This is a genomic window from Burkholderia sp. KL41 (assembly GCF_057005415.2).
The window spans coordinates 2,631,552-2,653,909 of sequence record NZ_CM174446.1; the positions used below are offsets into that span (position 1 = coordinate 2,631,552).

Genomic DNA, 22,358 nt, shown 5'->3' on the forward strand with positions numbered 1-22,358 from the left:
GCGTCATGCACGAAACGCCGCACATGTCGCGCGGCGCCGGCATGAAACAAGGAGACGAACGATGTTGACCCACTTGGAGCGACTGGAGGCCGAAAGCATCCACATCATGCGCGAGGTGGTGGCCGAGAGCGAGAACCCGGTGATGCTGTATTCGATCGGCAAGGACAGCTCGGTCATGCTGCATCTCGCGATGAAGGCGTTCTACCCGGCGAAGCCGCCCTTTCCGCTGCTGCACGTCGATACGACGTGGAAATTCCGCGAGATGATCGCGTTTCGCGACGAGACGGCCGCGCGCCTCGGCCTCGACCTGCGCGTGCACGTGAACCCCGACGGCGTCGCGAACGACATCAATCCGTTCACGCACGGCTCGGCCATGCACACCGACGTGTGGAAGACGCAGGGGCTCAAGCAGGCGCTCGATCATTACGGCTTCGATGCCGCGTTCGGCGGCGCGCGCCGCGACGAGGAGAAATCGCGCGCGAAGGAACGCATCGTGTCGCTGCGCTCCGAGCAGCACCGCTGGGACCCGAAGCGCCAGCGCCCCGAACTCTGGTCGCTGTACAACGCGCGCAAGCGCAAGGGCGAAAGCCTGCGCGTGTTCCCGATCTCGAACTGGACCGAGCTCGACATCTGGCAGTACATCCAGCTTCACGACATCCCGATCGTGCCGCTCTACTTCGCGAAGGAACGGCCCGTCGTCGAACGCGACGGCGCGCTGATCATGGTCGACGACGAACGCCTGCCGCTGCGCAAAGGCGAAGTGCCGCAGATGCGCAAGGTACGCTTTCGCACGCTCGGCTGCTACCCGCTGACGGGCGCGATCGACAGCGACGCGAGCTCGCTCGACGACATCCTTCGGGAAATGCGCGAGACGCGCACGTCGGAACGACAAGGACGCCTGATCGACAGCGATTCGGCCGGCTCGATGGAAAAGAAGAAACAGGAGGGATATTTCTGATGGCACACGTTCTCACCGCGCCCGAGGCGCCCGCTCACGCGACGCCCAACATGCACGCCGACGATGCGCAGACGAAGGACCTGCTGCGCTTCATCACGTGCGGCAGCGTCGACGACGGCAAGAGCACGCTGATCGGCCGCCTGCTCTACGAATCGAACATGCTGTTCGACGACCAGCTCACGCAGCTCGAAGCCGATTCGAAGAAGGTCGGCACGCAGGGCGGCGAGCTCGATTTCGCGCTGCTCGTCGACGGCCTGTCGGCCGAGCGCGAGCAAGGGATCACGATCGACGTCGCGTACCGCTTCTTCGCGACCGCGCGCCGCAAGTTCATCGTCGCCGACACGCCCGGCCACGAGCAGTACACGCGCAACATGATCACCGGCGCGTCGACCGCCGATCTCGCCGTGATCCTGATCGACGCGCGCAAGGGCGTGCTCACGCAGACGCGCCGTCATAGCCATCTCGTCGCGCTGATCGGCATCAGGCGCGTGGTGCTCGCGATCAACAAGATGGACCTGGTCGACTACGACCGGGCCGTGTTCGAGCGCATCGACGCCGACTATCGCGCGTTCGCGGCCGAGCTCGGGCTGGCGGAGATCGTCAGCATCCCGATGTCGGCGCTGCGCGGCGACAACGTGATCGCGCCAGGCACGCGGATGCCGTGGTACGCGGGCCCGACGCTGATGCAGCATCTCGACACGCTGCCGCTCGCCGCGCGCGTGACGCGCGACGAGCCGTTCCGGCTGCCGGTGCAGTGGGTCAACCGCCCGCACCTGAATTTCCGCGGCTACGCGGGCAGCATCGCATCGGGCGAGATCCGCGTCGGCGAGCGCGTGCGCGTGCTGCCGTCCGGCAAGGAGAGCCGCGTCGCGTCGGTGATCACGCAACGCGGCGAAAGCGACATCGCGCACGCCGGCGACGCGGTGACGCTCACGCTCGCCGACGAGATCGACATCAGCCGCGGCGACATGATCGCGCGCGCGGATGCGCCACCCGAGGTGGCCGACCAGTTCGAGGCGACGCTCGTGTGGATGCACGACGCGCCGCTGCTGCCCGGCCGCCCGTATCTCGTGAAACTCGGCACGCAGACGGTCGGCGCGACCTGCGCGACGCCGAAGTACAAGGTCGACGTGAACACGCGCGAGCATCTCGCGGCGCGCACGCTCGCGCTCAACGAAATCGGCGTGTGCAACCTGAGCTTCGACCGGCCCGTGGCGTTCGATCCGTACGACCGCAACCGCCACACGGGCGGCTTCATCGTGATCGACCGCTTCACCAACGACACGGTCGGTGCCGGGATGCTGCACTTCGCGCTGCGCCGCGCGCACAACGTGCACTGGCAGGCCGTCGACGTCGACCGCGCCGCACGTGCCGCGCAGAAGGCGCAGACGCCGCGCATCGTGTGGCTGACGGGGCTGTCGGGCGCCGGCAAGTCGACGATCGCGAACCTCGTCGAGAAGCGGCTGCACGCGCTCGGCAAGCACACGTACCTGCTCGACGGCGACAACGTGCGGCACGGGCTCAATCGCGATCTCGGCTTCACCGAGGCCGATCGCGTGGAGAACATCCGGCGCGTCGCCGAAGTCGCGCGGCTGATGCTCGACGCGGGGCTCATCACGCTCGTGTCGTTCATCTCGCCGTTCCGCTCGGAACGCGAGATGGCGCGTGCGCTCGCAGGCCCCGACGAGTTCGTCGAGGTGTTCGTCGACACGCCGCTCGCGGTCGCCGAGGAGCGCGACCCGAAGGGCCTGTACAAGAAGGCGCGGCGCGGCGAGCTGAAGCATTTCACGGGCATCGATTCGCCGTACGAGCCGCCCGCGCGGCCCGAACTGCGCGTCGATACGGTCGCCGAGTCCCCCGACGAAGCGGCCGGGCGCATCGTCGCTTACCTGCTGCGCGAGCGCGCGGCGTAGGCGCCGCAGGCGGGCAGCCCGGCGGTTGCCCGCCTGCCCGCCCGGGCGCGCCGCCTCCTCCGTTCGGATGACGCGTGCCGCCGGGCGGCCGGTATGCTGGCTCGGGAACCCTTCACCCCGATCCAGGAGAACACGAGCATGCCCATCGCGCTGGCACCCGGCGATCCGGCCGCGCACGACGGCTTCGACGACGCGGCGTGGACGGCGCGCGAACTCAGCGCGTGGCTCGGGCTCGTCTATCAGGGCCCGTCGGAAGCGACCCCGTGGGCCGGCTTCCTCGAAGCGGTCCGCGTGCGGCTCGACGCGCGCTTCACGACACTGGTGCTGCGCAACCCGGGCGGCGCCCGGCACGGGCTCATCATCAACGCGTCGGCGCACGGCCCGCTGCTGCCCGGCGAGCCCTCGTACAGCGAGCAGTTCTATGCGCTGTGCCCGTTTCTCGATCAGCCGCCCGGCCAGGTCTTCACGGCCGACCGGCTGTTCGGCGAAACCGCGTGGCGCGCGCACGATTTCTACCGGCAGTACCTGCAGCCGCTCGACCTGCGCTACATCCTCGGCGCGAACCTGCGCGGCGAACGCGGCGTCGAATGCGCGTTCTTCGTGAGCCGCGCGCACGGCGGGCGGGACTTCGACGCGGCCGAACGCGCGCAGGTCGCGACGCTGCTGCCGCACCTGCAGCGGGCAGTCGAACTGCACGCGGCGTTCGACGTGCTCGATGCCGAACGCGCGCTGTACGCGGGCACCGTCGACCGGCTCGATGTCGGCACCGCGATCGTCGACGAGGACGGCCGCGTGATCAAGCGCAACCGCATCGCCGAGCGGCTGATCGAGCAGCAGGACGGGCTGTGCGTGCGCCACGAGCGGCTCCACGCCTCGTGCCCGCTCGACGAGCGCCGGCTGCAGAAGGCGTTGCAGGCCGCGCTCGAGCATTTCCGCGCGGGCGCGCTCGCCCGCATCGAAGCCACCACGCTGTCGCGCCCCGGCGGCGCGATGCCGTTGAGCGTGCTGCTGCGCCCGCTCGCGCCCTACCGCGGTGCCGAGGACCGCCGGCACCGGCCGGCCGTCGCGGTGTTCGTGCGCGATCCCGTGTCGTCGCCGCAGACGTCGCGCGACATGCTGCACCGGCTGTTCCGGCTCACGCCGATGGAAACCGAAATCGCACTGCTGCTCGTCGACGGGCTGACGCTCGACGAGGCCGCCGCCGCGACCGGCATCACGAAGAACACCGCGCGCGCGCACCTGCGCGGCATCTTCGCGAAAACGGGCGCGACACGGCAGGCCGTGCTCGTGAAGACGCTGCTCAACAGCGTCGTGTCGATGGCGTAGCGGCCGCGAGGGCAGCCGCCGGACGCGGCGCCCGGGGGATGCACCACGCGCGCGGGTCACCACCGTGTACCCCGGCGATTGGTGCGCACTCGTTTCATGTCATATGTCATCAGACATTGATGGCTATCCGACGAATCTCATGAAACTCCCCAATATCCGGGAAATTCCCGGGTAAACCCGCGACGTCTTCATCGGCACTCAGGCGTACCATGTCATACGACGACATACTACACAGCCCCGCCCGACCGGAGACACGCTTGAACCCGCCCTCGCCCGCCCTGCCCGGACGCGACCCGCTCGCGTCCGCCGCCTCGAAAGTGAAGTGGCATGTACTGCCGCTCGTGCTGATCATGTTCATCGCGAACTACATCGACCGCGTGAACGTCGGCTTCGTCGATCGCCACCTCGAAGCGTCGATCGGCATCGGCGCGGCCGCGTACGGCCTCGGTGCCGGGTTGTTCTTCGTCGGCTACGCGCTGTTCGAGGTGCCGTCGAACCTGCTGATGCAACGCTACGGCGCCCGCGTGTGGCTCGCGCGGATCATGGCGACGTGGGGCATCGTCGCGGCCGCGATGGCGTTCGTGTGGAACGACACGTCGTTCTATGCCCTGCGCTTCCTGCTCGGCGCGGCGGAGGCCGGTTTCTTTCCCGGCGTCGTGCTGTACCTGTCGCAATGGCTGCCGCCGCAGGAGCGCGGCAAGGCGATGGCGATCTTCCTCGGCGGCTCCGCGTTCGCGTCGGTGCTGTCCGGGCCCGTCACCGGTGCGCTGCTGTCGATCCGCGGCTTCGGCCTCGAAGGCTGGCAGTGGATGTTCCTGATCGAAGGGCTGTTCTCCGTCGCGCTGTGCGGCGCGAGCTGGCTGCTGCTGAAATCGCACATCCGCGACGCGACGTGGCTCACGGCCGAGGAACGCACGGCGCTGCAGAACGCGCTCGACGAGGAACGCGCGACGCGCGACGTGCGCTCGAACGTGCCGGTGCGCGCCGCCGCGCTGCTGCGCGATCAGCAGATCGTGCTGTTCTGCTTCCTGTATTTCTCGATCCAGCTGACGATCTACGCGGCCACGTTCTGGCTGCCGACGATCATCCGCAAGATGGGCGGCCTCACCGATTTCCAGGTCGGCCTGTACAACACGATTCCGTGGATGATCGCGATCGGCGCGATGTACGGCTTCGCGGTGCTGTCGTCGAAATGGAAGCATCCGCAGCGCTGGCTCGCGTTCGCGCTCGTGCTCGCCGCGTGCGGGCTGTTCGCGTCGACGTCGCACGATCCGGTCTGGTCGTTCGCGTCGATCTGCTTCGCCGCGCTCGGCTTCAAGGCCGCGGCGTCACTGTTCTGGCCGATCCCGCAGGGTTATCTCGACACGCGCGTGGCCGCGGCCGTGATCGCGCTGATCAACTCGGTCGGCAACCTCGGCGGCTTCGTCGCGCCGACGGCCTTCGGCTATCTGAAGCAACATACGGGTTCGATCACGGGCGGGCTGTATGCGCTCGCGATCGCTTCGCTCGTCGCCGCCGTGGCCGCGCTGTTCGCGCGCACGCACCGGCGCAGCGATCCGCCGCGCGGCCTGCCGGCCGACACCGCCCTGACGAACGCATCGATGCTCCGCCATGCCGAACACTGACCGCCTGACCGTCGTCGTCTCGAACGCCGCCGACGCCGACCTCGCCACGTTCTCCCTCGCGGCCGACGGCACGCTCGCGCCGCTCGCCCGCTATCCCGCAGCCGACGTCGCGATGCCGATCGCCGTGCAGGCCGACCGCGCGCGGCTCTACGTCGCGACGCGCGGCGAACAGCCGACGATCGTCGCGTTCCGCGTCGTGCCGGCCACCGGCGCGCTCGTGCGCATCGGCGCGACCGCGATCGACGCGAGCCATGCGTACCTGTCGCTCGACCGCGGCGGCCGCTGGCTGCTCGGTGCGTCGTACGGCGGAAATTCGCTGAGCCTCTACGACGCCGCGCGCGTGCGCGACGGCGACGGCACGCCGCTGCAGGTCGTGGGCGGCATCGCGAACGCGCACTCGGTGATCGTGTCGCCGGACAACCGTTTCGCCTATGTCAGCTCGCTCGGCTCGGATCGCGTGTTCAGCTTCGCGCTGGTCGAGGACGCGGCCGGCCTGCGCGCGCTCGAACACGGCGAAACACGCGTGCCGGCCGGGTTCGGCCCGCGCCACCTGCAGTTCGCGCGCGACGGCCGAACGCTCGTCGTCGTCAGCGAATTCCAGGCCACGCTCGCCACGTTCGCGTGCGACCCCGACACCGGCCGGCTCGGCGAGGCGCACGTGAGTGCGCGCCATCCGGCCGTCGCCGAACTCGCGCCGGGCCATGCGCGGCCGCCCGCGCCCACCGAGCCCTCCGTCTGGGCCGCCGACCTGCACCTGAGCCCCGACGGGCGTTTCGCCTACGTCAGCGAACGCACGTCGAGCCGCCTGCTCTGCTATCGCCGCACCGCTGACGGCACGTTCGAACCCGCGCACGCAACGGCCACCGAGACGCAGCCGCGCGGGTTCGCGATCGACCCGTCGGGGCGCTGGCTCGTCGCGTGCGGCGAACAGTCGGAATACGTGTCGGTGTATGCGATCTCGCAGGACGATGGCGCGCTGTCGCCGCGCGCACGCGTGCCGGGCGGGCGCGGCGCGAACTGGGTCGAGATCGTCTGAAGAAGGGATACGTGGCGCATGAACCGGCAGGCCCGCCGCGCGGGCCGGCGCATGCCCGCGTTCAGCGCCGCTCGCTCGGCGCGACACCCGTCCAGCGCTTGAACGCACGCGTGAAGTTCGCGCGATCCGTATAACCGACGCGCGCGGCGATCTCGTCCACCGGCAGCCGCGTCCCCTCGAGCAGCCGCAGCGCGTCGCGCAACCGGATCTCGTCGAGCAGCGTCGAATAGGTCGCACCGTATTCGGCGAGCTTGCGCTTGAGCGTACGCGCCGATACATGCAGCTCGCGCGCGACGTCGTCGACCGCCGGATAGCCGCCCTCGCCGCAGATCAGCAGGTTGCGCACGCGCTCGACGATGCTTTCCGCATAACCGAGCCGCGCGAGTTCGGCCTCGCACTGCTGCACGATCATCTGCGCGGTGTGCGCGTTCGCGGTGCCGATCGGTTCGTCGAGCAGCGCGGCATCGCAACGGATGCGGTTCGCGCTCGCGTCGAAATGGCAGCGCGGCAGCCGCGCGCGATAACGCTCGAACCACGGCGGCTCGGGCCATTCGAAATGGAGTTCGGCGCGCGACTGCAGCGTGCGTCCCGGCACCGGATACAGCAGCGAATTGAACAGGATCGCCGTCTCGACCAGGAAGTTCTCGACCGCGAACTGCCGCAGCCGGCCGAGCGGAAACGCTTCGAGCACGTCGATGTCGACGGTCCCGTCGAGCCGCGCGAGCCGCACCGAGAAGAACGGCACGCGCGTCGGCAGGTAGCGGATGCCGAGCGAGATCGCCTCGCCGAGCGTCGCGCAGCTCATCAGCCCGAAGCCGATCAGTCCCGCTTTCGTCAGGCTGCTGCGCAGGCCGATCTCGATCGCGATCGACGGATCGTCCGTCGCGTCGAGCAGGTTGAACACGATCGCCGCCTGTTGCAGCGGCGTGATGCGCGCATCGGGCTGCGCGAGCCGGTCGCGCTCGACACCCGAGCCCGCCAGAATGCGGCCGCCGTCGATACCGCGCTCCTCGGCCAGCATCAGCATGAACAGCGCATACGCGGACGACACCGTCGCCTTGTTCAACTGGCGCGCGGCATCCGGGACGGACAGGGCCATGCGGAGGACTCCGGAGCGGTTTCGGCGGATTGTAGCGCCGCTGGCCCGCAATGACACCGGGGCGAGACTCTAGCCGCGCCGGCCGGCCAACGTGGCCCGAAATGACACCGCCATTGGCACCCGCGGCCCTCGCGGGCGGCCCGGTGCGCGCCTATGCTTGTCACATCGGCATAACGCCCCACTCTTTCCGCAGGAATCCGGTCGATGATCCAACCCGCTCGAACCGCCTTTCGCCACGACGCGGACAAGGTCGCGTACGTCCGCCGCGAGGTCAACGCCGCGAGCGACGCGATCCGCGCGCACTTTCCGCTGCTCGACAACCAGAACCTCGTCGGCGCGACCGTGATGGCCGTGTCGGTGAGCGCGATGCTCGCGATCGCGTGGCTGTATGCGCGCGGGGCGATCGCGTGGTACGTCGCGCTGCCGCTCGCCGCGTTCGTCACGTCGCTGATCCACGAGCTCGAGCACGACCTGATCCACCGGATGTACTTCAAGAAGACGCCGTGGGCCTATCACCTGATGATGGCGCTGTGCTGGCTCACGCGGCCCGGCACGATCAACCCGTGGACGCGGCGGCGCATGCACCTGCATCACCACAAGGTGTCGGGCGGCGAATCGGATCTCGAGGAATTCGGCATCACCAACGGCGAGCGCTGGGGCGTGAAGCGCCTGCTGATGATCGCCGACGGCATGCTCGCCGTCGTGCTGCGGCCGGCCGCGATGCGCCGCAAGGTGAAGCAGTACGTAGCCGCGCAGCCGGTGCAGGACCCGTCCGAACGCTTGCAGTTGCGCGTCGAGCAGGTGTCGTCGTACATGCCGGTCGGTCACGTGTATTACGTGCTGTGGCATGCGTTTATCGTCTATCACGCCGGCCTGTTCGCGCTGCATGCGTTCGGCTACGCGGTGACGGTGCCGGCCATCGTCGCGCGCGTGATGAGCGTCGTCGATTTCCTGGCCGTGGTGTGGCTCGGGCCGAACTTCGTGCGCAGCTTCTGCATCAACTTCGTCAGCTCGAACATGCATTACTTCGGCGATATCGATTCACGCAACGTGATCCAGCAGACGCAGGTGCTCAACCCGTGGTGGATGCTGCCGTTCCAGCTGTTCTGCTTCAACTTCGGCAGCACGCATGCGATCCATCACTTCGTGGTGCGCGACCCGTTCTACATTCGCCAGCTGACCGCGCGCACCGCGCATGCGGCGCTGCGTGAAGTCGGCGTGCGCTTCAACGACGTCGGCACCTTCGCGCGTGCGAATCGCTGGGGCCCGCATCGACCGTCGCGCCGCGCTCGCCACGCGCAAGCCGACGCGTGATGTAAGACCAGCGCCGCGCCGGCTCAGCCGCCGATCGGCGGCATCGGCCCCTGCCCGCGGATCCACGACCAGTTCGCGAGCTCGGCCATTTCCTTGTCGCCGCGGCTGTCGCCGTACGCGAACAGCTGTTTCGGCGGCCGGTTGCCCCACCACCCGCGCAGCCGCACGACCTTCTGCGGCCCCCAGCAGTTTTCGCCGTCGAGCCGGCCGGCGAACGTGCCGCGCTCGAACGCGAGCCGCGTCGCGAGCACCGCATCGAAGCCGGCCGTCTTCGCCCACTTCTCCAGGTACAGCGACGGCGACGCACTCACCAGCACGACTTCATGCCCGCGTGCCCGGTGCTCGCGAATGCGTTCGAGCATTTCCGGACGCACGAGGCCCGGCAGGTAGGTGTCGACGAACGTGCGTGCCTGCGCATCGAGCGCGTCCTCGCGCACGGGCCCGAACGCGAACGACGCGAACTTCGCTTTCGCATCGCCACGCGACAGCAGCCCGGCCTTCATTGCGACGATCCACGGCAGTGCACGCAGCCCGGCCCATGCGAAGCGCGGCGTGCCGACCGCATAGCGGACGAAATGGCGAAAGCTGTCGGTCGTCGTGATGGTGCCGTCGAAATCGAATGCGGCAACGATGCGGTCGGTCATGGAGAATCGGGCGGGAAAGCAATGAGATGCCCGGGAAGATAGCAGACTCGCGCCGGTGCACGTGAAATGGCGTGACGCGGCGTGGCCCGCGCAGCGAACGCGCGCGCCGCGGCGCGCGCATCCGTGCGCTTCGTGCCCTATGCGCCGTTCGCTCAGCGCTGCGGCCGCGCCGCCAGCGCCGCCGGCAGCACGACGTTCATCAGGTGATCGGCGCGCGACAGCAGATCGGTCACGCGCTCGTCGAGCCCGCGCAATTGCGCGGGTTGCATGCGGATCTGCTGCACCGCCTGCCCGACGATGTTGCGGCGATCGAACAGCGTGCGCTCGACGCCCGCATCGTCCGGTGCGCGCACGACGTCCGACACCGCGCTCAGCGCCGCGAGCACGACCACGAGATTTTCTTCCGCATGGCGAACCTTCGCGGCGAGTTCCTCGGTGCGGCGCGGAAAGAAGCCGAGCGACTGCTTGAGCGCACCGAGCGCCGCCCGGTAGTCGACATGGCCCGCCGCCCCGCCGAACCAGCGTTCGAACATGCCGGCCTTGCGCGTCGCCTGTGCGAGCATGCCGGCCATCATGTCGGCCGCGCCGAGTTCGTTGAATTCGCGCGTGGTGGCCGCGACGGCTTCGACGAGGTTGCCCGCCGTCTCCAGCGCGCCATCGCCGATCGTCGCGACCGTCGTGAGCTTCAGCGGCACCAGTTGCCGGATGTGCCGCTCGATGCGCGGCGCGTAGTCGGGATAGAGATTCGGGAAGCTGGCCTGCGCGGCGCGGAAGCATGCTTCGAGCTGCGGATGGTTCGATTCGCCGAACACCGCGCGGCCGACCGCCTCGGCCGGCGCGGTGCGCACGGGCCTGTCGGGCGCCGGCCCGAAGTCGAGCGCCTGCGGTGCCGGCCGCTCGGGCGCGCGCGTGCCCGGCGTCGTCGCGGCCGCGGGCGGCGCGTCGAACGCAAGACGCCCGGGCGTGCGCTCGGGCGTCGTATCGAACTCGAGCCGCTTCGGCTCGTCGGACGGATTCGTCATCGCTGCTTCCTGCCCGGCGCGGCGGTGTCCCGCCGGCCGGACTGCCGCCAGTCAGACCGCGCCGCCGTAAGCGCGCACGAAGTCGCCCAGGCCGCGGTTGTAGCCGGCGCCGACCGCCTTGAACATGAAGTGGCCGTCGCGGCGATAGAAGCTGCCCACCTGCACCGACGTCTCCATCGAGAAGTCTTCCTCGAGCGCGTACTTCGCGATCACCGCGCCCGACACCTCGTCGGCGATCTGGATGTAGCTGTTGCGCACCTGGCCGAAATTCTGGCGACGCGCTTCGGCCTGGTCGATCGTCACGACCACCGAGATTTCCTCGATGTCCGCGGCGAGCTTCGTCACGTCGATGAAGATCACCTCGTCGTCGCCGCCGCCGCTGCCCGTGCGGTTGTCGCCGCTGTGCACGACACCCAGGCACTTCGACGCGGGCATCCCGCGCTTCGGGAAATCGTCGCCCGGCTGGATGAAGGTTTCCTTGCGCTCCATCGTGCGCACTTCGCTGTTGTAGAACACGAAATGCTGATCCGAGATCAGCTTCGGATTGCTCTGCGCGTCGTACTTGCACAGGAACACCGACACGTCGAGATCGAAATCCGTGCCCGTGTCCGTCGCGTTCGCGTCCCAACCGAGACCGATGCGGAACTTCTGCGTGCCGGGCGCTTCCTTCGACAGGTTGACGCGACCGCCTTTCGACAAATTGATCATCTGAACCTCTTCTGCTGGAACCGCCGTTGCGCCGGCGGCAATGCCGGGCCGCCCTGCGCGGCCCCCTCGTTGATGGTTTTCGTGCGGCGCGCGCTTATTCGCCGGCCACCGCGGTGCGATCTTCCTTGCGCTGCACGACAATCGACGACCACACGGCCGCGGCGATCATCGCCGCGCCGACCAGGCCCGTGATGACCTCGGGCACCTCGAACTTCACGCCGAGGAACATGATCGTTGCGAGCGCACCGATCGCCCAGAACGCACCGTGCTCGAGATAGCGGTACTGCGCGAGCGTGCCCTTCTTCAGCAGCACGAGCGTCATCTCCCGGATATAGGCCGCGCCGACGCCGAGGCCGAGCGCGATCAGGAAGATGTTGTTCGACAGCGCGAATGCGCCGATCACGCCGTCGAAGCTGAACGACGAATCGAGCACCTCGAGATACATGAAACCCGCGACGCCTTCGCGCACCACGCGCGTGCCCGTTTCCTCGCCGCCGATCAGGTCGCCGATGCCGTGCGCGATCACGAAGCTGATCACGCCGAACGCGCCCGCCAGCAGGAAGGCGACCTGTTCCGCCGACGGCACGTAGAACGACGCGACGATCACGATCGCGAGCGTCAGCGCCACTTCCAGCGCGGTGATGCGGCCGAGATGGCGCATCGGGCTTTCGAGGAAGCCGATCCAGTGCTCGTCCTTCTCGGTGTCGAGCATGAACTTGAAGAACACCATCAGCAGGAACGCGCCGCCGAACGCCGACACCTGGTGATGCGCGGAAGTCAGGATCGCCGCGTACTTCTCCGGCGACTCGATCGCGAGCGTCAGCGCATCCCACATGCCGATGTGGCCGATCACCGCGACGATCAGCAGCGGGAACACGAGCCGCATGCCGAACACGGCGACCGGCAGGCCGAACACCATGAAGCGGTTGCGCCACTTCTCCGACCAGTTCTTGAGCACGGAGGCGTTGACGACCGCGTTGTCGAGCGACAACGAGATTTCGAGCACGCACAGGACCGCGACGATCAGCATGTCTTTCACGCCACCGAGGAAATACGCGGCGACCAGTGCGAGCGCCGTGAGCGACAGCGGGATCTTGAAGTCTTTCAACATGATGTGGGGTTTCGAGTTTCGGGAAAAAATGACGTGCGGGCCGCGCTTACTTCGCGCGCACCCAGTCGCAGAATTCCTGCGTGATCAACTGTTCGTAGATCTGTTCGTCGCTGATGTCGAGCGATTCGAGATGCAGGAAGCCGACGTTCGGCATCTCTTCCGCGATTTCCGCGAGGAAGCCGAATTCGCTCGGGTCGCCGACGCCGACGAGCGACCAGTACAGCGGGTAGTGCTGCGACTCGGCCAGCAGCTGGCGCACGCGCTTGCGATCGTTCTTCGGGTTCTGCCCGTCGGTGACGAACAGCACCCATGCGGGCAGATGGCCGTTCACCGGCGCGGAAGCCGCCGGTGCGGGCGTCTCGTCCGCGCCGCCGAACAGCCGGCTCAGGAAGCCGCGCTTCTCTTCGCGTTGCGGCGACGGCTGCGGCGCGCGGAAGAAGAAGTCGACGATGTCGTTCATCACCGGCGCGTACTGCGTGCCGCCCCATTTGTCGATCCGCGCTTCGAGCACGTGGTCGGAAATGTACGAGCCGTAGTTGTCCGGCGTCGCGGTCGGCAGCCGGTTGTAGCCTTCGGTGAAGGTCCACGTGTCGACTTCGCCGTTGTCGTCGAACTTCAGTGCGATGCCGAGGATACGGTCGTGCGTCTCCTGGATCACGCCCGACTGGTAGAGCGGCTTCGCGGAGCCGGAGATGTCGAGCGCCGCGCCGACGCGCACGACGGGCGGCTTCAGGATCTGGCGTTTTTCGAGGACGATCGCGACCTTCGCCGCGCGTTTCTCAAGCGTAATCATGCGGTGTTCTCTCAGTTCTCTCAGTTGTGCTTCGGAGCGAATCGGGTGATCAGGTCCTGTTCGAGCTGGCGCAGGCGCGGCGCGTCCTGCTCGCGCTGGCGCTTGCCGTCGGCGATGATCTGCGTGATGTCGTCGAATGCGCCGAACAGCTGCTGCTGCGCGTATTCGAACGTGTCGGTCGAGATCACCGGGCGCTGGCCGAGCTTCGCGACTTCCTGCGCGTTCTGGCGGTTCAGGTCGGCCTGCGCGCGGATCGCCTCGTCGGCCGCGTCGTACGTCGCGTTCGCGAGTGCCGCCGCGCGCTTCGTGCTGAGCTGCTCGAGGTAGAGCGCGAACGCATTGGTCCACGCGGGGATCAGCACGGTCTTGATCGTCATGAACTTCGACGTCAGCGTGCGTTTCTGGTCCTGCTCCATGCGGATCTGCGGCGCGAGCTGCTTCGACATCAGCATCGCGCGGTCGAGGTCGTCGAGCTTGCTTTCGAGCGCGTCGACCTTGCGCTTCACGTCGAGCAGGCGTTGTGCGGCGAACGCGTCGTCCGCCGGCTGCTGGCCGGCCGCGAGATGCGCACGCAGCGTCGCGAGCGCCGTTTCGCCGTGCGCCTTCGACTGCGCGAGCTCCTGGTGCAGCGCGTAATTGTCGTTGTACATCCGCTCGAGCTCGTCGATGCCGGCCTTCTGGCGCCGCGCATGGCTCTCGAGCTCGACGACGAGCGTGTCCATCCGCTTGCTCACCGATTCGTATTGCGACAGCAGCTTCTCCTTGGTCGAGCGAAACAACCGCGTGACCTGCGTGAGCAGCCCGCCCTTGTCGGCACCGCGCGGATCGAGCCCCTTCGCGGTCGCGATCAGTTCGTTGAGCTTGTCACCGAACTGGTCGGCATCCGACGCACGGACGCTCGCGAGAATCTGCTGGGAAAAAGCGGCGATCCGCGTGCCCTGCGTCGCGCCGAGCTGGTCGATCTCGTCGACGGTGATCAGGCGGACATTCTCCGCAGGGCGCGCGGCCGGCATGGTGACGGCGGCGGCAGGCACGGCGACGGGTGACGAAGACGGGGTGGAAGGACGATCGCTGACCGCATCGGAGTTCTTGTCATCGAATAGCGGCTTCATGTGGCTACCACGTTTCCTTTTCTGCTTTCTGCTGCGTGTTGTCGTGCGCGCGTGGCGCGCATCCGCGATTGCCGCCGTGCTCTCTCACGGGCGGCAGACGGACAATAAATGGCCCGAGCGCCTTGCGTCAAGGGACGGAATTCTTTCAATTCCATTCATTTTGTAAGGTGATGGGCGGACGTCATGCCCGGGCGCCGCCGCTCCTGCCTTGATGCGGGCTGGCCTCGCGAGATTCGGACGCGCCGAAACTTACATGTCGGATCAATGCGAAAGAGAAATGAAACCGCCTGTTTGAGCGGGTTTCAGACGGCGCACTCACGGGGCCAAGGCCCTCGCGGGCACCGGTCGCGCATTACCGATCGCGCACGCGATTCATCCCGAGCCTGGGCAGGATGAACGGCACCGATCGGTCACGAATCGTAAAATCCCATCGTCCGTCGACGTCCACGAACGTCGCGCTGAAATGCCGGTCGTCGGCCCACGCGAGGTCGTCCAGATGGCACGACGCATACATCGCGCCGACCGTGCGCCGCGCGATTTCCGTCAATGGATCCTTCGACACGAGCGTGAACGTGACGGCCTCCTCGAACAGGCAGTCGTAGTCGGTGACGAGCAGATAAGCGGCCGGCGTCTCGAACTGGCGAAGCAGTACGTAACCGGAAACCGTGAGGCCGGAGCGCTCGCCGTTCACGAGCACGGCGGTACGCGACGGCCACGTTTCGTACGGACCGTCGTGCGTTTCGAGCGCGAAGCGTTCGATCGGCTTCATCGCCGGGCCGGTTGGCCGAGATCGAGTGCCGGAAGCATCGTCGCGTCAGTTCGCGGCCTTGCGGTACAACGCGACATATCCCGCGAGAATCAGCAGCAGCGACCCGCTGACGCGGTTCAGCCACTTCTCGCCGGCCGCTTTCCACACGCGCACCGAGTGCACGCCGAGCAGCGCGTAGCCGGTCATCCCGGCGACGTCGATCGCGACGATCGTGGCTGCGAGGATCGCGTACTGCGGCGCGATCGCGTGCGACCGGTCGACGAACTGCGGCAGCAGCGCGGACATGAACAGGTAATACTTCGGGTTGCTCATTGCGACGAAAAAACTCTTCAGGAACGCGGTCCGCCGATCGGGCATCGCCTGATCGACTGCCTGCGCGGCAGCACGACCGCCGGACGAGAGCAGCATCCGCACACCGACATAGGCGAGCCACGCGGCACCGGCCAGCTTCAGCGTGACGAACGCCGTTTCCGATGCTTCGAGCAGCATCCCGAGACCGAACCCGACCAGCGCGACCATCACGACATCGGCGGTGACTGCGCCGAGCATGCCGACCAGTGCGTGACGCAAACCGTACCGTGAGCCGTTGCTCATCGCAAGCAACACCGTCGGGCCGGGCGTCGCAACGCCGACGGAGAGGATCAGGGCAAAAGCGAGCAAGGCGGACAGCGACATGGCGTGGCGTTCCTTCTGAAGGGAGCTTGCGAACGGGATGGCGTCGCCGTCTTCGGCCGCGCGGGCCGCTGCCGGCGCACGCGAACAATGACGACGCATTCGGACGGTCGATGATCGCATGTTCGCCCCGAGGCCCGCTCGGCGGTTGCGTGACATCGATCCCGCACGGCGCCCACCCGCTATCCCAAATAATGAGCCGCCGTTTTTCGTAAACGACAATGATTCTCGTTTACGTTAGACTCCGCCGCTCGATAAAAACACGTCCGCGACAGCACGGACGCGCCACACCGCCCGGATTCCGACTCGCCGCCCTGGGATGGATTACCGACCACACCCGATTTGCGTCCCATGTCGACACTTTCGTTACCCGCCCGGCGTCTCACGCCGATCGCCTTCGGCATCACGCTGGCCTGCGCGCTCGCCGCCCCCGCGCAGGCCCAGCAGGCCGCGCCCGCTGCCCCCACCGTGCCTGACACGGCGGTGCTGCCGTCGATCAACGTGACGGGCGCCGCCGAGCCGCTGCCCGGCGACCTCGCGCCGACCTACGCAGGCGGCCAGGTCGCGCGCGGTGCGGATTACGGCGTGCTCGGCCGGCAAAAGTCGAGCGACGTGCCGTTCAGCATGACCACCTACACGTCGAAGCTGATCGAGGACCAGCAGGCACGCACCCTCGCCGACGTGCTCGACAACGATCCGGCCGTGCGCAGCGCATCCGGCTACGGCAACTTCTCGCAGGTATTCATCATCCGCGGATTCCAGCTCGCCGGCGACGACGTTGCGCTGAACGGCTTGTACGGCGTCACGCCGCGACAGCTCGTGCAGACCGATGCGGTCGAACGCGTCGACGTGCTCAAGGGCGCGAATGCGTTCCTGAGCGGTGCATCGCCGAACGGTTCGGCCGTCGGCGGCGGCGTGAACCTGCAACTGAAGCGCGCGGACGACAAACCGCTCACGCGCGTCACCGTCGACGGCTCGGTGTCGGGCTCGATCGGTACGCACGTCGACATCGGCCGCCGCTTCGGCAGCGACGGCCAGTTCGGCGTGCGCGTGAACCAGTCGATCGGCGGCGGCGACACGGCCGTCGATGACGAGCGCCACCGCAACAGCGTGACCGCCGTGTCGCTCGACTGGCGCGGCGACAAGCTGCGCCTGTACGGCGACTTCCTGTATCAGCGCGAGCGGATCGACAACGGCCGCCCCGTCGTGCTGATCGGCGGCAACCAGGCGCCGGCGGTGCCGTCCGCGACGCACAACTACGCGCAGCCGTGGAGCTTCAGCGAGCTCGAGGATACGGTCGGGATCGTGCGTGCCGAATACGATTTCCTGCCCGCGTGGACGGCCTACGTGTCGGGCGGTGCCCGGCATACGAACGAGCACGGCGACTACTACACGCCGACCTACTCGTCGTCCGGCACGACCGGCTCGCGCCTGAGCGTGCCGCACAAGGAGGATGCCCAATCGGCCGAAGCCGGCGTGCGCGGCCGCTTCACGACCGGCCCCGTGTCGCACTTCGTGACGGCCGGCGCATCGTTCATCCGCATCGACAGCCAGTCTGCGTACACGATGTCGGGCGCGTTCCCGACGACGCTCTACGATCCGGCGCCGGTCGCGTTTCCGCCGACCGTCTATGCGGGCGGCGACATGAGCGATCCGGGCACGGTCACCAAGACCTGGCTGCGCAGCGTCGCGGTGTCCGACACGCTCGGCTTCCTCGGCGACCGCGTGCTGTTCACGATCGGCGCGCGCCGCCAGTCGATCTCCGTCGACAATTTCGACTACACGGGCGCGGTGTCGTCGACGTACAGCGACGCGATCACGACGCCCGTGTTCGGTCTCGTCGTCAAGCCGTGGCAGAACGTCTCGATCTTCGCGAACCGCAGCGAAGCGCTCGCGCAGGGTGAAATCGCGCCGAACACCGCGCGCAACGCGGGCCAGTCGCTGTCGCCGTTCCGCTCGAAGCAGGTCGAAGCCGGCATCCGCTACGACACCAGCAAGGTCGGCGCGTCGCTCGCGCTGTTCCAGATCGAGAAGCCGATGGCGTACACCGATCCGGTGTCGAACCTGTTCGGCGCCGACGGCACGCAACGGCACCGCGGCGTCGAGACGGCCGTGTACGGCGAGCCATGGAAAGGCGTGCGGCTGATCGCGGGCGCGACCTATATCAACGCGACGCTGCAAAACACGGCGGGCGGCGCGAACGACGGCAACCGGCCGATCGGCGTGCCGTCGTTCCTGCTCAACGCGGGTGCCGAATACGACGTGCCGATGCTGCGCGGCCTCACGCTGACCGCGCGCTGGATCCACACGGGCCCGCAGTACCTGGACGTCGCAAACACGATGTCGATTCCGGCATGGGACCGCTACGATCTCGGTGCGCGTTATGCGACGGCGCTGTTCGGCAGGAAGACGACGTTCCGTGCGACCGTGCGCAACGTCACGAACAAGTCGTACTGGTCGTCGACGACCGGCGGGTACCTGACGCAGGGCGAGCCGCGGTCGGTGTGGCTGTCGATGACGACGGATTTTTGACGATTGCCGAAGGGAGTGGCGGGCTGCCGCCAGAGTTTGCTATACTCTCGGTCTTCCGGAGAGATGGATGAGTGGTTTAAGTCGCACGCCTGGAAAGCGTGTATAGGTTAATCGCCTATCGGGGGTTCGAATCCCCCTCTCTCCGCCAGGATGTCAGCAAAAACGGGCCGTTCGGCCCGTTTTTCGTTTCTGCACGCCAAAGCGCCCGCCATCATGCGCTTCGCATCGATTTCCGCCGCCAGGCGTCGGGCGATCGCGCCAGCCATGCAGTTCAATGCGCTACTCATCGCTTCATCGTTTTTCTCGACGCAACGACAGCGCCACTCAATCCATCCGTCGGAATTGAATCACGATCGCATATCGGCATCGCCGACAAGGATGCGACTCATTTTCTTCCCGCGTCGACTTTTCATCACTGCGCGAAAGCCTGCATGCGCAATTCATGAACGTGATGCAAACGAAAATGTTGGCCATGGGCTTTGCGAATCAAGTCATCGACACGGCGGTTTCGCCGGCACCCATCGCACATCGAACCCCGAACCCCGAACACCGCTCGCTAAAGATGTGTATTCTTCTGACGATATCCGAGGTTTCAGCTCCGCGAGTCAGATCCATGCGATTCAGTCCAGGGTTCGCCATGACGATTGTCGCTTCGACGATGCTGTCAGCTTGCGCAACGGCATTTTCGCCGCCGTCGATCACCACCACCGTCGCGGTGACCTCTCCCCCGCCGGTCGACAAGGCGCTGCGCGACGGCGGATCGTCTACCGACCTGTCGGTCATCGGTCAGCCTGCATCCCCGTTTCGCACGCTGCTTTCCGTTCGCGAGTGCGCTGCCGGCAAATGCGCGGCGGGAATCGCCATGCCGACGCTCGCGGTCACGGTTCAACGCGTGTCCGAAGGACAGGCGGCGATACGCTTCTCGGTCAACGGAGAGATCGGCGCCAGCCAGACGCTGAAATCGCAAACCGGGAACACCTCATCGGAAACGACGATGTGGATCCCGTCGAGCGCGACACCGATCAACGATCGCTTTGCCGTCGACCGGGTCGCGACGATCAAGGTCGGCGAGTTTCGCCACGTGGCACTGCCTCATGGCATCCGTGCGTATGTGTGCGTCGCGATACCGAACGCCAAGGGGATGACGGACGGAAGCTGCGATTTCAGCCGGGTGCAGACGACCAAGGGCGCCGAGCTCGGCATTTCCGCGCTCTGACCGCCCGTCACAACGCCGGTACGGGCTGCCCCCCCGCCCCCGGCACGCGAGCATGCCGAACGACACCCGCGTCACGGATGCCGGATGTAATCCACCAGCGCCCGCGTATAGTCATCCGGCTTTCGATCGAACAGACTCACGACGATCGCCACCGCGAACCCCGCCGGCACCCCGAACACCCCCGAACTGATCGACTCGATCCCGAACCACGTGCGCCCCGCGAATCCCGTCAGCTGCGTGAAGTACGGATAGGTCGACACGATGTAGTACACGCACACCGCGAGCCCGGTCACCATCCCGGCGATCGCACCGCGCGTCGTCGTGCGCTTCCAGAACACGCCGAGCACCAGCACCGGAAAGAAGCTCGAGGCCGCCAGCGAGAACGCGGCGCCGACGAGAAACAGGATCTTCCCCGTATTGAGCGACGCGACATACGACGCGAACAGGGCGACGCCGAGCAGCAGCACCTTCGAGATCGTCACGCGCCGCTGGCTCGATGCGTCGGGCGCGACCATGCAGTAGTAGACGTCGTGCGACAGCGCGTTGGCGATCGTCAGCAGCAGCCCGTCCGCGGTCGACAGCGCCGCGGCAAGCGCACCGGCCGCGATCAGTCCCGACACGACGTACGGCAGCCCGGCAATCTCCGGCGCGGCCAGTACGACCATGTCCGGCTGCATCTGGATTTCCGACCAATGCACGATGCCATCGCGAATCACCTCGACGACGCTGATCAGGTCGGGTTCGAAGTGATGCCATTGCGTGACCCACGCCGGCAATTCCGCGAACGGCCGCCCGACGAGGTTCGCGAGGATCTCGTACTTGATCAGCACCGCGAGCACCGGCACGCTGAGGTAGAACAGCGCGATGAAGAACAGGGTCCACCCGACCGAGCGCCGCGCCGACGCGACCGACGTGGTCGTGTTGTAACGCGTCAGGATGTGCGGCAGGCTCGCAGTGCCGAGCGACAGGCACAGCAGCAGCGCGAGGAAATTCCGCTCGCGCGGCTTGCGCTCGTCATCGCTCGCGGCGGGAAACGGTTCGTGCATCGGCACGGGCGGCTCGGCACGGGCCAGCAGGTCGTCACGCGCCTGCGTCCACGCGACCCGCGCCGCCGCCGGATCGCGCGGAAAGTCCGCCAGCTCGCGCTCGCGCTGGCTGATCTCGCGCAGCGGCCCGTTGTGGCGCCGCAGGTCGGCCAGTTGGTCGGCAAGATGCCGGCGTGCATCCGCATACGACGAAGGCAGCCGGTCGAGCCGCGTCTGGATGTCCGCGGCTTGTCGTCGATACGCGTTGCGAACCTGCTGTTCGTCGGACGCATCGCGCACCTGCGCCTCGCGCGCCGCGACGCGCTCCATCAGCTTGCCGTAGCTGAACTGCGGCACCGGGCCGAGCCCGTTCTTCATCGCGATCAGCGACACCGGAATCAGGATCGCGCTGATCAGGATGATGTACTGCGCGACCTGCGTCCAGGTGACCGCGCGCATCCCGCCGAGAAACGAGCACACGAGAATGCCCGCGAGCCCGCAGAAGATCCCGATCGCGAAATCGACGCCGATGAAGCGCGTCGCGATCAGGCCGATCCCCTGGATCTGCGCGACCAGGTACACGAACGAACACAGGATCGCCGCGCCGGCCGCGAGCGCACGCACGGCCGTACTCGAAAAGCGCGTACCGAGAAAATCGGGAATCGTGTAGCGCGCGAGCTTGCGCACATACGGCGCAAGCAGGAACGCCACGAGGCAGAACCCGCCCGTCCAGCCCATCACGTACGCGAGCGCATCGTAGCCGGTCGTATAGAGCGAGCCGGCCAGGCCGATGAACGACGCGGCCGACAGCCAGTCGGCCGCCGTCGCCATCCCGTTGAACGCGGACGGCACGCGCCGCCCGGCCACGTAGTATTCGACGAGATCGGACGTGCGCGACAGCAGCCCGATCACCGCGTACACCGCGATCGGCACGAACAGGAACACGTAGCCGATCCAGACGCCGGAGCCGGTGGCGCGCTCGATCCGCCACATCAGCAGCACGAATCCGAGAAACCCCAGCGTGTAGAGCGCATACGCGCGGATCAGTCGATGCGTCAGCATGAATCAGCGCCCGCCGTTCGGATGGCCGGTACGTGCCGCATGATCGTCGTACGCGCGGCGCAGCGTGCGGTCGGCGCGTTGCATCAGCCCGATGTACGCGACGATCAGCACGAGATACACGAGAATCGCGCCCTGCGCACCGACGTAGAACGGCAGGCTGAACCCGGCGAAGCGCACGCTCGCGAGCGCGGGCCCGAAGAACGGCACGATGAACGACACGGCGAAACCGATCGCCATCAGCACCGCGATCAGCGCGACGTTAAAGCGCCAGTAGCGTGCATGGGCACGCGCGAGCGGCTCGGGAACGGGCGGTGGCGCGGCAGGCGCGGATCGGGTCGGAACGGTCATGCCGTTATGTAACAAAAAGCCCCTGCGCGGGCAATCGGGATTGCCGCGCAGGGGCTCGTGCGCGTGATGCGGA

General features: G+C 67.3%; 19 protein-coding genes and 1 tRNA gene. 9 read left to right on the forward strand and 11 right to left on the reverse strand.

Features of this window, described 5'->3' with window-relative positions; all coding sequences use genetic code 11:
* The first annotated feature begins 61 nt into the window (after positions 1-61).
* The 5 genes from cysD to PQB87_RS12345 all read left to right on the forward strand — a co-directional run bounded on the left by cysD (position 62) and on the right by PQB87_RS12345 (position 6,858).
* Positions 62-958 carry a sulfate adenylyltransferase subunit CysD gene (gene cysD, locus PQB87_RS12325; protein ID WP_059682380.1) on the forward strand — a complete coding sequence of 299 codons (897 nt, stop codon included), beginning with the start codon at positions 62-64 and terminating at the stop codon, positions 956-958.
* Positions 958-2,871, forward strand: coding sequence for a sulfate adenylyltransferase subunit CysN (cysN, locus tag PQB87_RS12330; RefSeq protein WP_060066336.1), 1,914 nt, complete (start codon positions 958-960; stop codon positions 2,869-2,871). The genes cysD and cysN overlap by 1 nt, the downstream gene beginning before the upstream one ends.
* 138 nt (positions 2,872-3,009) lie before the next feature.
* Positions 3,010-4,197 carry a helix-turn-helix transcriptional regulator gene (locus tag PQB87_RS12335; protein WP_021162441.1) on the forward strand — a complete coding sequence of 396 codons (1,188 nt, stop codon included), beginning with the start codon at positions 3,010-3,012 and terminating at the stop codon, positions 4,195-4,197.
* Between the two features lie 257 nt (positions 4,198-4,454).
* Positions 4,455-5,822 carry an MFS transporter gene (locus PQB87_RS12340; protein ID WP_489241959.1) on the forward strand — a complete coding sequence of 456 codons (1,368 nt, stop codon included), beginning with the start codon at positions 4,455-4,457 and terminating at the stop codon, positions 5,820-5,822.
* On the forward strand, positions 5,809-6,858 hold the full coding sequence (locus PQB87_RS12345; RefSeq protein WP_489241961.1) for a lactonase family protein: 1,050 nt from the start codon (positions 5,809-5,811) through the stop codon (positions 6,856-6,858). Before PQB87_RS12340 ends, PQB87_RS12345 begins: the two co-directional genes overlap by 14 nt.
* A 61-nt stretch (positions 6,859-6,919) precedes the next feature.
* On the opposite strand, the gene PQB87_RS12350 is transcribed toward PQB87_RS12345, so the two are convergent.
* On the reverse strand, positions 6,920-7,957 hold the full coding sequence (locus PQB87_RS12350) for an AraC family transcriptional regulator (protein WP_059528420.1): 1,038 nt from the start codon (positions 7,955-7,957) through the stop codon (positions 6,920-6,922).
* Positions 7,958-8,161: 204 nt separating this feature from the next.
* On the opposite strand from PQB87_RS12350, the gene PQB87_RS12355 reads away from it, so the two are divergent.
* A complete protein-coding gene (locus PQB87_RS12355; RefSeq protein ID WP_489241963.1) occupies positions 8,162-9,271 on the forward strand; it encodes a fatty acid desaturase in 1,110 nt (369 codons plus the stop codon).
* Positions 9,272-9,294: 23 nt separating this feature from the next.
* Here PQB87_RS12355 and PQB87_RS12360 read toward each other — a convergent pair whose 3' ends face one another.
* From PQB87_RS12360 to PQB87_RS12395, 8 genes are all read right to left on the reverse strand, one after another.
* Positions 9,295-9,915 carry an HAD family hydrolase gene (locus PQB87_RS12360; RefSeq protein WP_021162444.1) on the reverse strand — a complete coding sequence of 207 codons (621 nt, stop codon included), beginning with the start codon at positions 9,913-9,915 and terminating at the stop codon, positions 9,295-9,297.
* 152 nt (positions 9,916-10,067) lie between these two features.
* Positions 10,068-10,937, reverse strand: a complete 870-nt coding sequence (locus PQB87_RS12365) for a hypothetical protein (RefSeq protein WP_059619892.1) — start codon at positions 10,935-10,937, stop codon at positions 10,068-10,070.
* A 51-nt stretch (positions 10,938-10,988) separates the two neighbouring features.
* Positions 10,989-11,645 (reverse strand): TerD family protein, encoded by a 657-nt coding sequence (locus PQB87_RS12370; protein WP_021163605.1) that lies wholly within the window; start codon positions 11,643-11,645, stop codon positions 10,989-10,991.
* A 94-nt stretch (positions 11,646-11,739) separates the two neighbouring features.
* The gene (locus PQB87_RS12375) at positions 11,740-12,756 is read right to left on the reverse strand and encodes a DUF475 domain-containing protein (protein WP_021163606.1); all 1,017 of its coding nucleotides are present in this window, start codon (positions 12,754-12,756) and stop codon (positions 11,740-11,742) included.
* A gap of 46 nt (positions 12,757-12,802) precedes the next feature.
* A complete protein-coding gene (locus tag PQB87_RS12380) occupies positions 12,803-13,549 on the reverse strand; it encodes a VWA domain-containing protein (protein ID WP_027786910.1) in 747 nt (248 codons plus the stop codon).
* A 20-nt stretch (positions 13,550-13,569) separates the two neighbouring features.
* Positions 13,570-14,661 (reverse strand): toxic anion resistance protein, encoded by a 1,092-nt coding sequence (locus tag PQB87_RS12385; protein ID WP_222156161.1) that lies wholly within the window; start codon positions 14,659-14,661, stop codon positions 13,570-13,572.
* A 352-nt stretch (positions 14,662-15,013) separates the two neighbouring features.
* Entirely contained in the window at positions 15,014-15,430 is a 417-nt protein-coding gene (locus tag PQB87_RS12390; protein ID WP_104766967.1) for a hypothetical protein, read from the reverse strand.
* 45 nt (positions 15,431-15,475) lie between these two features.
* A complete protein-coding gene (locus PQB87_RS12395) occupies positions 15,476-16,105 on the reverse strand; it encodes a LysE family translocator (protein ID WP_021163610.1) in 630 nt (209 codons plus the stop codon).
* Between the two features lie 348 nt (positions 16,106-16,453).
* On the opposite strand from PQB87_RS12395, the gene PQB87_RS12400 reads away from it, so the two are divergent.
* The 3 genes from PQB87_RS12400 (at position 16,454) to PQB87_RS12410 (ending at position 19,850) form a co-directional block, all read left to right on the forward strand.
* Complete coding sequence (locus tag PQB87_RS12400) at positions 16,454-18,634, forward strand: TonB-dependent receptor (protein WP_222156163.1); 2,181 nt, start codon at positions 16,454-16,456, stop codon at positions 18,632-18,634.
* A 57-nt stretch (positions 18,635-18,691) separates the two neighbouring features.
* Positions 18,692-18,782: transfer RNA gene (locus PQB87_RS12405), tRNA-Ser, on the forward strand.
* A gap of 489 nt (positions 18,783-19,271) precedes the next feature.
* On the forward strand, positions 19,272-19,850 hold the full coding sequence (locus PQB87_RS12410; protein ID WP_228395606.1) for a hypothetical protein: 579 nt from the start codon (positions 19,272-19,274) through the stop codon (positions 19,848-19,850).
* A 71-nt stretch (positions 19,851-19,921) separates the two neighbouring features.
* On the opposite strand, the gene PQB87_RS12415 is transcribed toward PQB87_RS12410, so the two are convergent.
* Together PQB87_RS12415 and PQB87_RS12420 are read right to left on the reverse strand one after the other, a co-directional pair.
* On the reverse strand, positions 19,922-21,937 hold the full coding sequence (locus PQB87_RS12415) for a sodium:solute symporter family protein (RefSeq protein ID WP_060066368.1): 2,016 nt from the start codon (positions 21,935-21,937) through the stop codon (positions 19,922-19,924).
* A 3-nt stretch (positions 21,938-21,940) separates the two neighbouring features.
* On the reverse strand, positions 21,941-22,285 hold the full coding sequence (locus PQB87_RS12420) for a DUF4212 domain-containing protein (RefSeq protein ID WP_021163615.1): 345 nt from the start codon (positions 22,283-22,285) through the stop codon (positions 21,941-21,943).
* Between the last annotated feature and the right edge of the window lie 73 nt (positions 22,286-22,358).

Excerpts from the sequence above, each read along its gene's own strand:
- PQB87_RS12345 (WP_489241961.1), top strand. The coding sequence starts at position 5,809 with ATGCCGAACACTGACCGCCTGACCGTCGTCGTCTCGAACGCCGCCGAC.
- PQB87_RS12420 (WP_021163615.1), bottom strand. The coding sequence starts at position 22,285 with ATGACCGTTCCGACCCGATCCGCGCCTGCCGCGCCACCGCCCGTTCCC.
- PQB87_RS12385 (WP_222156161.1), bottom strand. The coding sequence starts at position 14,661 with ATGAAGCCGCTATTCGATGACAAGAACTCCGATGCGGTCAGCGATCGT.
- cysD (WP_059682380.1), top strand. The coding sequence starts at position 62 with ATGTTGACCCACTTGGAGCGACTGGAGGCCGAAAGCATCCACATCATG.
- PQB87_RS12415 (WP_060066368.1), bottom strand. The coding sequence starts at position 21,937 with ATGCTGACGCATCGACTGATCCGCGCGTATGCGCTCTACACGCTGGGG.
- PQB87_RS12350 (WP_059528420.1), bottom strand. The coding sequence starts at position 7,957 with ATGGCCCTGTCCGTCCCGGATGCCGCGCGCCAGTTGAACAAGGCGACG.
- PQB87_RS12380 (WP_027786910.1), bottom strand. The coding sequence starts at position 13,549 with ATGATTACGCTTGAGAAACGCGCGGCGAAGGTCGCGATCGTCCTCGAA.
- PQB87_RS12410 (WP_228395606.1), top strand. The coding sequence starts at position 19,272 with ATGACGATTGTCGCTTCGACGATGCTGTCAGCTTGCGCAACGGCATTT.
- PQB87_RS12365 (WP_059619892.1), bottom strand. The coding sequence starts at position 10,937 with ATGACGAATCCGTCCGACGAGCCGAAGCGGCTCGAGTTCGATACGACG.
- PQB87_RS12355 (WP_489241963.1), top strand. The coding sequence starts at position 8,162 with ATGATCCAACCCGCTCGAACCGCCTTTCGCCACGACGCGGACAAGGTC.
- PQB87_RS12375 (WP_021163606.1), bottom strand. The coding sequence starts at position 12,756 with ATGTTGAAAGACTTCAAGATCCCGCTGTCGCTCACGGCGCTCGCACTG.
- PQB87_RS12390 (WP_104766967.1), bottom strand. The coding sequence starts at position 15,430 with ATGAAGCCGATCGAACGCTTCGCGCTCGAAACGCACGACGGTCCGTAC.
- PQB87_RS12360 (WP_021162444.1), bottom strand. The coding sequence starts at position 9,915 with ATGACCGACCGCATCGTTGCCGCATTCGATTTCGACGGCACCATCACG.
- cysN (WP_060066336.1), top strand. The coding sequence starts at position 958 with ATGGCACACGTTCTCACCGCGCCCGAGGCGCCCGCTCACGCGACGCCC.
- PQB87_RS12395 (WP_021163610.1), bottom strand. The coding sequence starts at position 16,105 with ATGTCGCTGTCCGCCTTGCTCGCTTTTGCCCTGATCCTCTCCGTCGGC.
- PQB87_RS12370 (WP_021163605.1), bottom strand. The coding sequence starts at position 11,645 with ATGATCAATTTGTCGAAAGGCGGTCGCGTCAACCTGTCGAAGGAAGCG.
- PQB87_RS12335 (WP_021162441.1), top strand. The coding sequence starts at position 3,010 with ATGCCCATCGCGCTGGCACCCGGCGATCCGGCCGCGCACGACGGCTTC.
- PQB87_RS12400 (WP_222156163.1), top strand. The coding sequence starts at position 16,454 with ATGTCGACACTTTCGTTACCCGCCCGGCGTCTCACGCCGATCGCCTTC.